This is a genomic window from Flavobacterium cutihirudinis, from assembly GCF_003385895.1.
Classification (GTDB): domain Bacteria; phylum Bacteroidota; class Bacteroidia; order Flavobacteriales; family Flavobacteriaceae; genus Flavobacterium; species Flavobacterium cutihirudinis.
The window spans coordinates 973,644-988,356 of sequence record NZ_QRDQ01000008.1 but is presented as its reverse complement, the minus strand read 5'-3'; the positions used below and the strand labels follow the sequence as shown (position 1 = coordinate 988,356).

Genomic DNA, 14,713 nt, shown 5'->3' with positions numbered 1-14,713 from the left:
TGGAATTTGGAGTTTGAAATATTGGAATTTATCTAAAAATTGAAGTATGTCAACAACCTTTTATAGCAACGGAAAACTTTTCATCTCTGGAGAATATTTAGTTTTAGATGGTGCAGACGCCTTTGCACTACCAACAAAATTTGGACAGAATTTAGTTGTCGAAAACACAAAAGACAAAACTATTGACTGGAAAAGCTATGATTATGATAATACGCTTTGGTTTGAAAATACGATTTCATTTGATGAAATTATAAATAATAATGCTTCCGAAATTGAAACTGTAAAAACAACCTTGATTAATATTCTGCATGAAGCATACTTGTTAAACCCTGATTTTATAGACAATTCAGAAGGGTATAAAATAACTACAAACCTTACTTTTCCAAGAAACTGGGGTTTAGGAACTTCATCAACATTGATTAATAATGTAGCGCAGTGGGCAAAAATCAATGCTTTTACTTTGCTTAAAAATAGTTTTGGCGGAAGCGGTTATGATATTGCATGTGCGCAAAACGACACTCCAATTCTTTATAAAATCGAAAATAACAGCGTTCAGCCTGTAACTTTTAATCCGGATTTTACAAAGAATATTTTCTTTGTTTACCTTAATAAGAAACAAAATAGCAAAACTGCAATTCACGCATACAATAAGCACAAAGATCAGAATCTAACCAAAAGTGTTGCCGAAAACAACAAAATCACCAACGCAATTTTACACGCTAAGACACTAAAAGAGTTTGCATTTGCAGTTGAAAGACATGAAAACCATTTGAGCAACATACTTGAAATTAGCACGATCAAAGAAATCGCTTTTCCTGATTTCAATGGTACAATTAAAAGCTTGGGTGCCTGGGGTGGTGATTTTGTGATGGTATTGTCAGAAGAAAATCCAAAGGCTTATTTTCAGTCAAAAGGATATGAAACTATGCTAACTTATGAAGAGATGATCCTATAAAACACCTTAAGAATTTGCTATTTTATCCTCAATTGGATTTGATTGCAGATGGCGAATTTTTTGACTTTCCAATTCATTGGATTCAATAAGCGCATTATGAAGTCGTTCAGCCATTTTTTCAATGCTGTTGTTAATAGAATCGTAAACCAATTCCATTCTACGATGTTTTTCTTCTTTTACAGCTCTTAAAACATCTTCAACAAATACTTTATCATACTTTTCAGCTACAGAATCACGTGTATTTGTTAAGCGAATAACATAATCGTTACTTAAGATCGTCACTTTAAAGTGTTGCTCTTCATTACTTAAATAGTATTTTCCACCCAACTCATCAACATTGATGTCTGTACTGCTTACTTTTAAAAGCTCAATTATTATTCCATAAATATGATTCTCTATTTTGGAATAAACCCTAGGTTTTCTTTTAAAAATATTAAACGAAAGAAACATTAAACATCTGATTATTAAGATATATACTCATTTTTTATTCACTATTTTTAAACACAAAGGAAATCTAAATTTATTTTGTTTTACTAAAAATTTTAACAAATTAAATGTAATAATTTCAATAAGCAAAATTATTTAATCATATTCCTATTATTCCTATATAACGCACAGAAAAAGAACGAACAATATTACAAACTCCAATTTATAGGCAATACTAATTTCATCAACCTTCCTCTTTTAAAACCGATTTTAAACAGAAAATCATAGAAATAAAAAAAGCCGAAACATCTAAATGTTTCGGCTTTTATATTTTTTACTTAACTAAAAACTAGTAGTTAAATTGCAATCTGTTATCTTCAATTTTAGCATTGTTTTTCAACGCTGGTAAAATTCTGGTTCCGTCAGACGCACTTTGAGCTTTTACTTTAGCAACATACTCAGCGTGATTAGCAATTGCAGGTGCTTTTACTGTACTAATGTTTTTAACAACATATACTCCAGTATTTCCTTCAATTGGAGCAGAAACTTTGTTTGCAGCAAGTGCAAATGCATTTCCAACAACTTTAGGCTCTTGTCCAACTCCACCAGGTAAAACTGGATTATCCATAGTTACATCTGTTGCCTGTTGAACCGCTACACCAGCGCTTTTAGCAAGAGCTTCGATAGTTGAACCGTTGAATTTAGCTTTTAAGATTTCAGCTTTTTTCTTGTTTTTCAAGATAGACTCAACATATGGTCTAGCCAAACTAACAGATACTAAACCTGATTTGTTTTCGCTTTTGTATTGTGCAATTACGTGTCCGATATTTGCCAATTCAAAACGTTTTACGTCTCCAATTTTAGTTTCTTTATCGAATGCCCATCTTACGATGTTACGTTGGTTTCCTAGAGGACCAAACGCTTCATCCATAGCTTTAGCCGTTACCGGAGCAGCGATTTTTAATCCTAATTCTTTTGCTGTAGCAGCAAAATCTTTATCAGCAGCATCCATTTCGAATTTAGTTGCCAATGTAAATACTTTATCAGAAGTAGCTTCAGAAGGCTCAATTTTTTGAGCGATAGTAGCTAAACGAATTCCATCTTGTTTATCAGTAATTTTGATAACGTGGAAACCGAATGGAGTTTCAACCAATCCAACTTTTCCAATTCCGTTGTTGAATACAAAATCATTGAATGGTTTTACCATTTGGCCTTGACCAAAATACCCTAAATCACCACCTTGTTGTGCAGATGAATCATCAGAACTTGTAAAAGCAAGCATCATGAAACTATCTGGATTAGCCTGAACTTGCGCTAAAATTTCTTCAGCTTTAGCTTTAGCTTCTTCTTTAGTTCTTTTTTCTTTAGCATTTGGTGTTTGAGATCCATCATAAGCAATTAAGATGTGACTTGCTTTTGCATTTACTCCAGCTTTAAATCCTAAAGATTTAGAGATTGCAAAGTATTTTCCGTAAACATATGGTCCGTAAATCGCTCCAGCAGGCAAGCTGAATAATTTGTCAGCATCAACAGCTGGCAAAGCATTTTTAGGAACATACGTTGAATCGTAAGGAACATCAGAATTTGAGTTTACAAATTCAGCAATGTTTGTAGCATTTTTAAAACCAGCTAAAGTATCATTTTTACCAGTTTTAGCATTGTATACAACACTACCGTTTAATAATCCAGTGATTTTAGCTTTAATTTCAGCTTCGTCTTCTTTTGAAGCTTTATCTTCTACTAAAACGTATTGAATTTCACGAGTTTCATCTGCTTTGAATTTTTTCTCGTTTTTCTTCATATAATCAACAATCTCTGAATCAGAAATTTTAACATCACTATCTTTAATAGAAGAGTATAATGCTGCAGCATAACTAAAGTTTACTTTGTTAGCTTCCATTTCATACTTCAACTTTCCTTCACTAGCAGTAGTGTAAAGTCCAGATTTGATTAATGTATTATAGATTTGATACTTAGCATTCAATTCAGCATCTTTTTCTTTGCTTGAAATGTACTGAGCAGCTTCAGGATTTGATTTGAAGTATTCTTTAAACTTTGCAATATCAAAGATTCCTGCTGCATTTAAGAACATTGGGTTTTTACCAATATTTGGATCTGTTTTCAAAACTTCGATTAAGTGTTTTTCTCCAACTCTTAATCCTAATTTATCAAACTGCGCAGATAATAAAGCGACTGAAACTTCTTGATCCCAAACTCTGTTTGCAGCTTCAGTGGAAGTAATTCCTTGTCCACTTTTTTCAACATTACTAACTTTAACTCTAAAGTCTTCAAATGAAATATCTTTTCCATCGATGCTTCCTACATCTTTTGAACTTTGACTAAATGTTCCTCTTGTAAATAGATCTTGTATTATAAATGCAAATAATGCAAGTGCAATAACTCCTATCAATAAAGCGGAACGCTGTCTAATTTTTGCTAAAACTGCCATTTTTATTATCGTTAATTTTATATTCAGTTTGCGAAAATACAATTATCTAGTTAATAACAATACAACTAGCGTTTTATTTTCAACAATTTTTTTAATAATTAAAAAAAATCACTCTTTTATAGTCATTTTTACCAATTCTATTTTCTTATTTGTAGCCTCTTCTATGATGAAACTAAACTTGTCAATCACGATTTTGTCACCTTTTTGCGGGATTTCCTTCGTAGAATTCACAATAAAACCACCTAAAGTCCCATATGAATCTTCCTCCGGAATATCCAATTTGTAGGTTTCATTCAAATACTCAACATCTAATCTAGTAGAAAACAAATACTTACCCTCACCTAGTTCTTGTTCAATTAATTCTTCGTCTAAATCGTGCTCATCTTCTATCTCTCCAAAGAGCTCTTCGACAATATCTTCTATGGTAATAATTCCGGAAGTCCCGCCATATTCATCCAGAACAACAGCAACGTTTTTCCTTTTTTTGATCAAAAGATTCAAAGCGTCTTTAATCAAAATTGTTTCAGGAACAAACTCAACTGTCATCAATACTGATTTTATCGTTTTTGGTTTTTTAAACAAATCAAATGAGTGCACATAACCCACAATATCGTCAAGCGAATTCTGACTTACCACAATTTTAGAATAACCCGTTTCTATGAAAAGATCCTTAAGCTCCGTAACAGTCTGAAACAAATCAATATCTACAATTTCTGTTCTCGGTGTCATAATATCGCGTGCTTTTACACCCGAAAATTCTAATGCATTTTGAAAAATCTGAATTTCAGAATCGACTTCCTCGTCATCTTCAACAGCATTCATTTGCTCTGTTATATAATTTCCAAGTTCAATTTTGCTAAAATACAGCTGAACCTGATCGCCTTCGGTCTTAAAGAATTTTCGCAAAACGAAATCTGAAATCCAAATAAAAAAGGTCGATATATAATAGAACAGACGATAAAAAAGATACGCCGGCAGAGCAAAAAACTTAATCAGCGAATTGGCATAGATCTGAAAAAACACCTTCGGCAAAAACTCCGCAGTAAGCAAAACAATAAAGGTGGACAAAGCAGTCTGAATAACCAAACTGGTAAGGCTAGAAAAATGAAATCCTAAGTTTACAATACAACTTAGGATTAAATCGCCCATGTAAAACCCATAAACAACCAATGCTACATTGTTACCAATAAGCATTGCAGCTATAAACTTGGAGGGATTTCCGGTAAGTTTAACGAGGATTTTTGATAGAAAGTTTTCTTGTTTCTTTTCTATCTCAAGATAAATTTTATTGGAGGAAATAAAAGCTATTTCCATTCCCGAAAAAAAGGCTGATAGTATTAAACATAGTATTATAATACTAATTTCCATTTTTTACTGTTTTTTGTTACGGTCGTCAAATCTCTTGACAAATCTTCTTCTAAAGAAAAACATAAAAATTGCCATTCCCGCGATTACAAAACTTAGCGGATAACCTTCGTTGTTTTCGTTTAATTTTGTTACTCCGTCATAGATAAAGTAGACAGCAAACAAGATGTAAACGTATTGTGTATATTTTAAATAACTCATAATATTATTTTTATTCGTTGGATTCAATTTCACCGCTGATTCGCTGTGAATTAATCACCTTAAAGTCTTTACTGAAATCTATACCTTGACCGTTTGAAACTCCTTTAGCATCTGTAAGCTTGAATTTTCTCTCGGTATAGAACCATTCATTTTTTTGGTCGAAATAAAGCTGCTCTGTCTCCAAAACCTGCCCTTCTTCTGATGTGATTCTTACTTTTCCTTGTAAATCTATTATTCCGGTAGTTTTGTACGACACAGCATAATTTGATCGGATAAAAGTTCGCTTTTGCTTTTTATCATACAATGTCACATCGATACCTTTTGGAAAATCTGTAAAAGGAAATTCGAGGTTTGAGTAATCCAGCATTTTAGGACTTTTCAGAACACCTGTAATTCGGCCAGAATCCGTATACTTAATATTTACAGTATCAGCATCACTTCCTGGAACAAATTCTGAAAAGTTTATTTTCTGAACTTCTTTAAAATTGCTTTCGCATCCAAAAAACAGCGTTACCGCCAGAACTGCAAGAATATTTATACTATATCTTTTTGGTAAATTCATTCGCCAAATGTAGTAAATTGTAATGAGCTTAAGAAAAGATAAATAACTGTCTAGTCAATTTTTCTTTTCACGAACCATCTGTCGTTGAAAGAAAAACTCACGTTCATATTAAAGTAATTTTCCTGAATTAAGCCAGCAGCTGTAGTTCCTTTTTTACCAAATTCAAGCCCAACGTTTACGTTAGAAAAAGTACCCGTAATTGGAAAACCAGCTCCAACAGTAAGTCCAACATCATTGATAGACTCATTATTAACAATCAGACCCAATTTTTCATATTTAAAACCGGCTCTGTACGTAACTCTGCTGAAATAACTTGTAAATGAAGTATAATTTGGAATATAGTAACCTCCAACAGCATATTTTGAATATTTTTCGTAACGAACATTATCTGCAGAATTATAATAATTCGCATATTCTCCATCACCCTGAAAAGCCAATGTAGTACCTACAAGCCATTTTCTAGCATGACCAATACCAGCTCCAAAAGTCAATTTGTTTGGTAATTTTAACTTCGTATCTTTTACATCCGGAAGGTACGGATCAGGATCTGAAGAAACTACAATAACACGTGTATTTGTAGAATTTAATGTGCTTCCGAAAGTATAATTTAAACTTGTATAAATATTAAGTTCTTTTGTTATTTTCTTTTGATACATCGTACCAATATTAAAATTAACACCAGACAACTCAGACAAATTCGTTTCAGTTGAGAAACTCTGAACATTGGTAATCCCTTCAACACTCTGAGTGGTAATTTTTCCGAAGTTGTACTGCATATCAGCTCCAATATTCCAGTTTGGCATAATTTTATAACCTAAACCAAAGAACACTTTATTAACTCCTCCTTTTCCTTCAAACTGACTATTTACACCATCAGTAACAGCACTATTATCGTCGACGATTTTATATCCAACAGAAGACAACGGAACCAAACCAATAGCCGCGCCAAATTTACCCATCGGAATTCCCAATGCTAAATAATCAAAAGTTGCTCGTTGCGCTTTCGAAGATTCGTTATCTGTCTTTAATGTAGATGTTCCAAAAGATCCTCCGACAGAAAAAGTAGTTTGTCCTAAACTTGCATAACTAGCAGGATTATCGATATTCAGGTGAATACTGTCCTGCTCAACGGCAACTCCTGCCATAGATCTAAACTCAAGAGTTCCTTTAAATCTTGAATCTCCAATTCCGTAAAAAGAATACGGTGATGCAGTACCTTGCTGAGCGAATGAAACGAATGAAACAAGTAGACAAGCACTTATTATAATTTTTTTAATCATTGTCGGTTTTTATATTGAAATGTTTGGTCCAAACTCTCCAGTAAGAAATTTGAATTGGCAAATATGGTATTTTTTAATCGTTTAGCCAAAAATTCTGCATCACCTCCCGTTAAAATTATTATAAAATTTGAAAAGTTTGCTTTATATTCATCGATAAAACCGTCTATCTCATAGACGAATCCGTTTACAACTCCTGAATGTATCGCCTGTGAAGTTGAATTTCCTACATATGAATCCGGCATTTCCAATTCAAGCAAAGGCAGTCTGGCTGTGAAATTATGAAGCGCTTCATATCGCAAACGAAGACCGGGAGATATTGCTCCACCTAAATAATTATCATTTTCGTCGATAAAATCGTAGGTTATGCAAGTGCCGGCATCAATAACTAATCTGTTTTGCTTAGGAAATTGCAAAGTTGCTCCCGCTGCAAGAATCATTCGGTCAATGCCTAATGTTTTTGGGGTTGCATATTTATTATGAAATGGAAAAATATCTTCATGAGTAAAAAAATGAACTTTAACGAGGTTTTCGAAACTCAAAAAGGCTTCTTTTTCAATTTTTCCCACCGAAGAAACAACCAAATCTGAACAAATTGGAAATTTATTTAAAATAGTTGTGATTTTTTTTTCGAGTTCATTTTTATCAAAAACAAAAACTTCTAAAGCGGTACCACCCTCAAAGACAGCAGCTTTAATTCGGGTATTTCCAACATCAACCGTTAAAATCATATTTACTTTTTTGTTTATGCGAAGATACGAATTGATTTTTTTAAAAAAATGTTTTGCATAAACCAAAAATGGTTATATATTTGCACCCGCAATGAGCACGGTACCTTAGCTCAGATGGTAGAGCAATGGACTGAAAATCCATGTGTCCCTGGTTCGATCCCTGGAGGTACCACGAAACCCACTCAACTGAGTGGGTTTTTTGTTTTTATACCTTTTTCGTTTTACCACAAAGAACACTAAGATTTACACAAAGGCTCACAAAGTTTTGTTTTTTAAGTTTTAAGAACCGTCGCACTTTCTACTTTGTATACTTTCAGTTATTCTAACTTTTAACTGCTTTATAATCCATATACTACTAAAAACACAAAAGTCAATAAATACATTCCTTTTGTTAAAAAAGTATTAAGTGAATAACAAATTATCTTCTATATTCGTAAAACTATATTTTTACTATTTAATTAATATTAAGTATACAAAACAGTTTTATGAGCAAAACTTCTACTAAAGGTATTTGGAAAGTTATTTCGGCTTCTTCAATGGGAACGATGATTGAATGGTACGATTTTTACATTTTTGGAAGTTTAGCAGTTGTTATCTCGACAAAATTTTTCCCGAGCGATAATCCAACCGCGGCATTTTTATCGACTTTAGCCACTTTTGCTGCTGGTTTTGTAGTACGTCCTTTTGGTGCTTTATTTTTTGGACGTCTTGGTGATATTATTGGCCGAAAATATACTTTTATGGCGACCTTATTATTAATGGGTGGCTCAACCTTTTTAATAGGCTGTATTCCGAGCTACGAGACAATTGGTTTTATGGCACCACTATTAGTATTGATCTTGCGTTTATTACAAGGACTAGCATTGGGCGGAGAATATGGCGGAGCAGCCACTTATGTTGCAGAACATTCCCCTGCCGGACAAAAAGGATATTGGACTTCGTGGATTCAGACTACAGCAACTGTCGGATTATTTATATCCTTAATGGTCATTTTGGCCACGAAAAATATTCTATCTGCAGAAGATTTTGACACTTGGGGCTGGCGTGTTCCTTTTTGGGTTTCGATTGTAATGGTTGGTGTCTCGTACTTGATCCGCAAAAATATGGATGAGTCTCCGGTTTTTGCGAAAGCGAAAAAAGAAGGAACAACAAGCACAAATCCGCTGAAAGAAAGTTTTGGAAACCGATATAATCTAAAATTTGTTTTGCTGGCTTTATTTGGTGCCACAATGGGTCAAGGTGTTGTTTGGTACACTGGGCAATTTTACGCCATGAGTTTCATGAAAACAGTTATGAATATTGACTCTTCACAAGTTGATGAATTGCTCGGAATTGCATTATTGATAGGGACTCCTTTTTTTATATTTTTTGGGTGGCTAAGTGATAAAATTGGCCGAAAACACATTATGATGGGCGGAATGTTGTTAGCAATTTTATTCTACAGACCAATCTACAAAGCAATGTACAACACAACTGACATTCTGCAGAAAACAGAAATTGCTGAAAAAACAACTCAAAAGACTGAAATTAAAAATAACGACACTGTAACTACAATTTCTAAAACCTTTACGGACGGAACTTCGTATATCGAAAAGAAAACAGATTTTACCGATAAAAAAGAATCTCAAAGCAGCATTACTGTCAAAATAAATTCTGAAGACGAATGGACGTTGATTTTTTTGGTTTTCATTCAGGTTTTATTTGTTACAATGGTTTATGGACCAATTGCAGCATTTTTGGTTGAGATGTTTCCAACGAAAATTAGATACACTTCGATGTCTCTTCCTTATCATGTTGGAAATGGGATTTTCGGAGGCCTACTACCTGCAATTTCGACCTATTTTGTAACACATGCCAAAGCGAATGAAAAACCAGAGTTTTATCTTGAAGGCCTTTGGTATCCTATTATTATCGCTTCAATCTGCTTTGTAATTGGAATGATTTATATTGACAATAAAAACAAAACGAATCACCTTTAATACCTACATATAATATGAATACAGTTAAACAAATTTTAGGTGTTTTGTGGATTATACTATCCATTGCAGCCGCTTACTTTTGTGTGTTTGAGTTTGGTCTTCCAAAATTTTTATCAGACAAACAAGATGACTTGGTTTTTGGAATTATAATTCTTTTCATTCTCACCCCATTAATCGTTTTAGGCTTGGGAACTTTTGGTTATTTTTCTTTGATTGGAGAATACAACGAGAAAAAATAACCAAAACTACTTAAATTAAAAGGGGCTGTCTATATAAAATAGACAGCCCTTTTAACTACTAACTTAACCAAATTTTAAATACCTTTTGCGACTCAGTAAACAAAAACACAGTTTTTTTGTCCTACTAAAAATCCTTCAAAACTGTATTTATTTTTTAATGAATTTCATTACCTGAATTGCATTGTTTTCGTCGTACGCTTTGACAACATACATTCCGGTACTTAAATCACTTACTCCAAACTGAAAATCTATATTTCCATTTGAATTAAAACTTTTCACCAATTGACCCGTTAACGCATACACCTGAACTTTTGATGCAGCAACATTCAATTTAAAATAATTACCTACCGGATTTGGATATAAATTAACAGAGCTTCCTTTTTCAAAATCAGGAATTGCCAAATTGGCCGTTTTGTTTCCATAAATTCTATATTCTCCAGGAGCTAAACTTATCGTAGCATTCACATCAGTAACGCTTAAAGTTGTATTATCCATTAAATTGTACCAAGTTCCTGTATATTGAAAACCTGTTGCAACATTTTTCGCCGTAACATCAAGATTGGCAATTATCAAAACATCTTTTAATTGTGTAGTTGCCAAACTACTGTTTGTTATTTTAATGTTTATTGTTAATGTATTTGCATTTGCCATTGTAGCTGTTCCTAAAAATACCGGTTCAGTTACTTTCAGGTTAATCATTTTTGACCAATCGTTATAGATTTTATTACGATTTGTATCTCCAAGCCAATTCTCAGTCCATTGTGGTTGCGGTTTAGTATCTAATTTGCAATCTCCTCCAATAGTGGTAGAAGTATCATTTATAGTTCCGTTACTACAAGTGTAAATTGAATCATCCCAACCTAATTCTCCAAAATGCCAAATCATTTTTGGACCAGGAATTAATAAAGAAACCGCTCCAACTGCAGACATTCTTGAAAGCGCAGTATTTAATGTTTTCACATTATAACTTCCTGCTGAAGCTCCATATTGCAAATTTCTGTACATTAAACGTTCTTCATCATGACTTTCAGCATAACCCATCAAACGATTTGCAGTGAAACCACGACTAGCACTTGTCATTCTTGTAATGTTACTATTTGATGCATATCCCATTGCCAATTGGCTGTACTGATCAGTCATTTTCCCCCACATCATTACTCCTTTACTTGGCGTTTCATTCACTCTATAATTTGCCCATTGTTGCTCTTCTGTATCATCATTTCCTAAATGCTCGAAAATAGTATAATGCGTTGGATCAATGCCCCATGAATAATCGGCATATTTTCTTAGAACATCTACTCTGTCTTGCTGGTAACGATTGGTACAACTTTCGTCTGAAGCAGTACAAGCTTGTGTAAAACCTTTTGTTAAATCCCAACGGAAACCATCAATTTTATACTCTTCAATCCATTGTTTGATTACGCGCTCTACATAATATTGTGTTTTTAACGACTGATGATTAAAATCTTCTCCAACACTATATGAATGTTTTGCAACAGTATTAAAATAAGGATTTTCAGCTGTAGGCGAACCAAAACCATCTCCATCAGGATCATTCATCCACATTCTTACCATTGGGTTTCTTCCAAAAGCATGATTTAATGCCACATCCAGAATTACTGCAATTCCGTTTTGATGACATAAATCAATAAACTCTTTTAATTTATCCGAAGTTCCGTAGAATTTATCTAAAGCCATATGAAAAGAAGTATTGTAACCCCAGCTTTCATTGCCTTCAAATTCCATTACCGGCATTAATTCAATTGCATTTATTTTAAGATTTTTAAAATAATCTATTTTATCAATTAGATTTTGATAACTTCTATTTGCATCAAAATCACGAACCAAAACCTCATAAACAACTAATTTATCTTTTTCCGGCTTTTCAAAATTGGTTACCTGCCAATTGTATGGTGTCTGTCCTGTTTTAAGAACAGTAACTTCAAAATTTTGTCCTGCTGGATAAGCTGGTAAATTTGGATATGAAGATGCAGGAATGTAAGGATCATCATAAGGTGACAAAACCAAAGTCGAATAAGGATCTGCTGTTTTTACCATTGAAGGCGAATTTGCAAGCGGAGTATTGTCTACAACCCAATATTGATAAGTGTTATTTGCGCCGGAAACCAAACCCGTCAACTCTAACCAAAATTTCTCTGAAGTCGGGTCTTTTTTCATTGCATAAGCTGTTGTAGGCTGCCAATTATTAAAACTTCCTGCAACATATACAAAGTCCTTTAAAGGTGCATCTAAAACCAAAGTGGCTTTTGTTGCATCTGCAGCATTATAATTTATTCCGTCAACCAAACCTGCTGGCATAGCTTCTAAAACCGTATTCGGATTTACAACAACCGAAAACTTTTTACTAATTGTTGTCGCTCCTTGAACTACTGTTAGCTCATAGCTTTTATTTTCTGTAATATTCGTGTCATTAAAACTATAGCTAGATGTACTAGCATTTGTATTGATCGTAGTTCCGTTTGCCTTTAAAGTATAACTTGCTGCACCGTTTGTATTTGTTGCCGCAACATTGAAATTAGCACCCGAAGCCAATATTGTAGTACTGTTTTCTATCGGAGAAGTCAATGTTACCTGAAAAGAACCAACTTCTACCAGAATATCCTGTGATTTTTTATCGCCAGTACCATTTTTAGCTTTTATCAAAAAACCTATCCTACCAATTCCTGTTATATTATAATAGGTAGTTGGTGTAATGGTTTTTGTATAAGTGTCTGAAGCCGCATTGTAAGTAAACTTGCTTGCATCGCTTGAAGCTTCCCATGTACCAACATTTGGTGTTCCTTTTTGGGTAGTATCATTGGTATCAAACGCCCATGCCCACATATAAAGAGCGTGATCTGTAACTCCCCAAGTTGCTTCGTTTACACTGCTTCCGTTGATTGTTATTGTTATTGAAGTGTTTTCTTCGAAAGTAGCCGGACTCACAGAATACGTAACTGTTTGCTGCTGCGCAAAAAGCATTCCGGATAACAAAAGAAAAAATGAGAGTAAAGTTTTTTTCATAGTTTAAGTTAAGATAGTTTAAAGCAAAAATTGAGATAATTAATAAAGGTATCTTATTAACTGTAAATCTACTAGAGCATTTTTGAAATTGCTTTACGACAACGTTGTAGTGTTTAAAACTTTATTTCAAATCAGCGAAATTTATTATAAAAATCACTTTTTTTAACGGTTTTATAAAGCAAATAAATATTTATCTGTGAACTAATTTTCTAAATTGATAAAATATTCGTTCAACTAGCCGAATTTCATCAGTGATGATATCGGCTGATCCTGTAAGTTCCTTATCAAATTTTATTTCTTTGTCGTAACTTGTCTTTAGCCCTTTTGGCATTATTACTTCTACAAAATAATTCCCTTCCTGATCTGTTATAGTTGACATAGTCTGAATTCTGCCTTCTAACATTCCGTATTCCTGAAAAGGAAAATTATCCAACTTTATTAGTACTTTTTGATTATGAAGAATTTTACCTGAATTCTGCAGTGGCACTTTCAAACTACCAAAATACTGCGTTTGGTTCAAAGGCAAAATTGTAGCAAAAAGCTCTCCTGTTTTTATTAGTTGATTTTCTTTCCATGAATTTTGAAATTTAAAAACCCCATCATAATTCGCCTCAAAAAGATAATTTTGCTTCCAGATATGAATATTTCTTTTTAATTCATCTAATGCCTGAAACAAGGATGCTAAATTAGTTACATCTGCTTTTTCCTGAGAAATCTCACTGGCTACAACTTGTTTTTTTGCCTGTTCTATTGCTTCTTTTTGTTGAGAAATAGAAGAACTAATTTGGTCGTAAGTCTGTTTTGCCTGCAAATTATTTGCCTTTTGAATATCAAGATCGTATTTTGAAATAACTCCTTTTTCAAACAATTGCTGTGATCTTTTGTATTGCACATCGCTTAAAGAAAGTTTTACTTTTTCAAGTTTTTGTTGCTCGTACAATGCTGATAATCTATTGCGATTTTCATTTTGAGAACTCTTTCCTGCATTTATTTCTTCAGAATAAGGATGAAGCTTCTGGTTCAGTTCGTTCTCAATATAGGCCTTATGAAATTGACCAAAAGAGGACTGAATATCACCAAGCTGTGCATTACTTATTTCCTTAAAGGGAAAATAAAACATCTGATAATCTGATGGAATGGACGAAATGATTTGATCCAATTTTAAAACATCTTTAAAGTTTGCCGAACTCTCCAAAATCGCAACGACAGTTCCTTTTTTTACCAAGGATGAATTATCTATACAAAGCTTTACAATTCTCGAATTTACTTTAGATTCTAGTCTTTCCGGTGGATGGTGCGAGGTTACTACAATTTTAGCCGATATAACATCAGGGTATTTTATAAACCAACAACCAATTATTAAAAATAAGATTATTACAAAAATAATCGAGATCCCATAACGGACAATCCAAGTTGGAGGGTTTGACAACACTTCCTGCACCGACTCAGAGCGTAATTCTATATCATCTAAAACATTTTTTGATGCCATTTTTCTTTAATTTACA

At 33.4% G+C, this 14,713-nt stretch carries 12 protein-coding genes and 1 tRNA gene; 4 read left to right on the top strand and 9 right to left on the bottom strand.

Annotated elements, in window-relative coordinates:
* Window positions 1-46: 46 nt before the first annotated feature.
* A complete protein-coding gene (locus tag BD847_RS09995) occupies window positions 47-955 on the top strand; it encodes a GYDIA family GHMP kinase (RefSeq protein WP_115888120.1) in 909 nt (302 codons plus the stop codon).
* Window positions 956-961: 6 nt separating this feature from the next.
* Here BD847_RS09995 and BD847_RS09990 read toward each other — a convergent pair whose 3' ends face one another.
* The 7 genes from BD847_RS09990 to BD847_RS09960 all read right to left on the bottom strand — a co-directional run bounded on the left by BD847_RS09990 (window position 962) and on the right by BD847_RS09960 (window position 7,966).
* Window positions 962-1,405 carry a hypothetical protein gene (locus BD847_RS09990; protein WP_115888119.1) on the bottom strand — a complete coding sequence of 148 codons (444 nt, stop codon included), beginning with the start codon at window positions 1,403-1,405 and terminating at the stop codon, window positions 962-964.
* A gap of 325 nt (window positions 1,406-1,730) precedes the next feature.
* On the bottom strand, window positions 1,731-3,830 hold the full coding sequence (locus BD847_RS09985; RefSeq protein WP_115888118.1) for a peptidylprolyl isomerase: 2,100 nt from the start codon (window positions 3,828-3,830) through the stop codon (window positions 1,731-1,733).
* Between the two features lie 108 nt (window positions 3,831-3,938).
* On the bottom strand, window positions 3,939-5,198 hold the full coding sequence (locus BD847_RS09980) for a hemolysin family protein (protein ID WP_115888117.1): 1,260 nt from the start codon (window positions 5,196-5,198) through the stop codon (window positions 3,939-3,941).
* 3 nt (window positions 5,199-5,201) lie between these two features.
* Window positions 5,202-5,396, bottom strand: a complete 195-nt coding sequence (locus BD847_RS09975; RefSeq protein WP_115888355.1) for a hypothetical protein — start codon at window positions 5,394-5,396, stop codon at window positions 5,202-5,204.
* A 10-nt stretch (window positions 5,397-5,406) separates the two neighbouring features.
* Window positions 5,407-5,958 carry an LPS export ABC transporter periplasmic protein LptC gene (gene lptC, locus BD847_RS09970; RefSeq protein ID WP_115888116.1) on the bottom strand — a complete coding sequence of 184 codons (552 nt, stop codon included), beginning with the start codon at window positions 5,956-5,958 and terminating at the stop codon, window positions 5,407-5,409.
* A 50-nt stretch (window positions 5,959-6,008) separates the two neighbouring features.
* Entirely contained in the window at window positions 6,009-7,238 is a 1,230-nt protein-coding gene (locus tag BD847_RS09965; RefSeq protein WP_115888115.1) for a hypothetical protein, read from the bottom strand.
* The gene (locus tag BD847_RS09960) at window positions 7,235-7,966 is read right to left on the bottom strand and encodes a type III pantothenate kinase (RefSeq protein ID WP_115888354.1); all 732 of its coding nucleotides are present in this window, start codon (window positions 7,964-7,966) and stop codon (window positions 7,235-7,237) included. Before BD847_RS09960 ends, BD847_RS09965 begins: the two co-directional genes overlap by 4 nt.
* Window positions 7,967-8,065: 99 nt before the next feature.
* Here BD847_RS09960 and BD847_RS09955 point away from each other — a divergent pair.
* From BD847_RS09955 to BD847_RS09945, 3 genes are all read left to right on the top strand, one after another.
* A tRNA-Phe gene (locus BD847_RS09955) sits at window positions 8,066-8,138 on the top strand.
* Window positions 8,139-8,451: 313 nt separating this feature from the next.
* Window positions 8,452-9,945, top strand: a complete 1,494-nt coding sequence (locus BD847_RS09950; RefSeq protein ID WP_115888114.1) for an MFS transporter — start codon at window positions 8,452-8,454, stop codon at window positions 9,943-9,945.
* A gap of 14 nt (window positions 9,946-9,959) precedes the next feature.
* Entirely contained in the window at window positions 9,960-10,184 is a 225-nt protein-coding gene (locus BD847_RS09945; protein WP_115888113.1) for a DUF6814 family protein, read from the top strand.
* Window positions 10,185-10,331: 147 nt separating this feature from the next.
* On the opposite strand, the gene BD847_RS09940 is transcribed toward BD847_RS09945, so the two are convergent.
* Both BD847_RS09940 and BD847_RS09935 read right to left on the bottom strand, forming a co-directional pair.
* Entirely contained in the window at window positions 10,332-13,208 is a 2,877-nt protein-coding gene (locus tag BD847_RS09940; protein WP_115888112.1) for an alpha-amylase family glycosyl hydrolase, read from the bottom strand.
* Between the two features lie 190 nt (window positions 13,209-13,398).
* Window positions 13,399-14,697 carry an HlyD family secretion protein gene (locus BD847_RS09935; RefSeq protein ID WP_115888111.1) on the bottom strand — a complete coding sequence of 433 codons (1,299 nt, stop codon included), beginning with the start codon at window positions 14,695-14,697 and terminating at the stop codon, window positions 13,399-13,401.
* Between the last annotated feature and the right edge of the window lie 16 nt (window positions 14,698-14,713).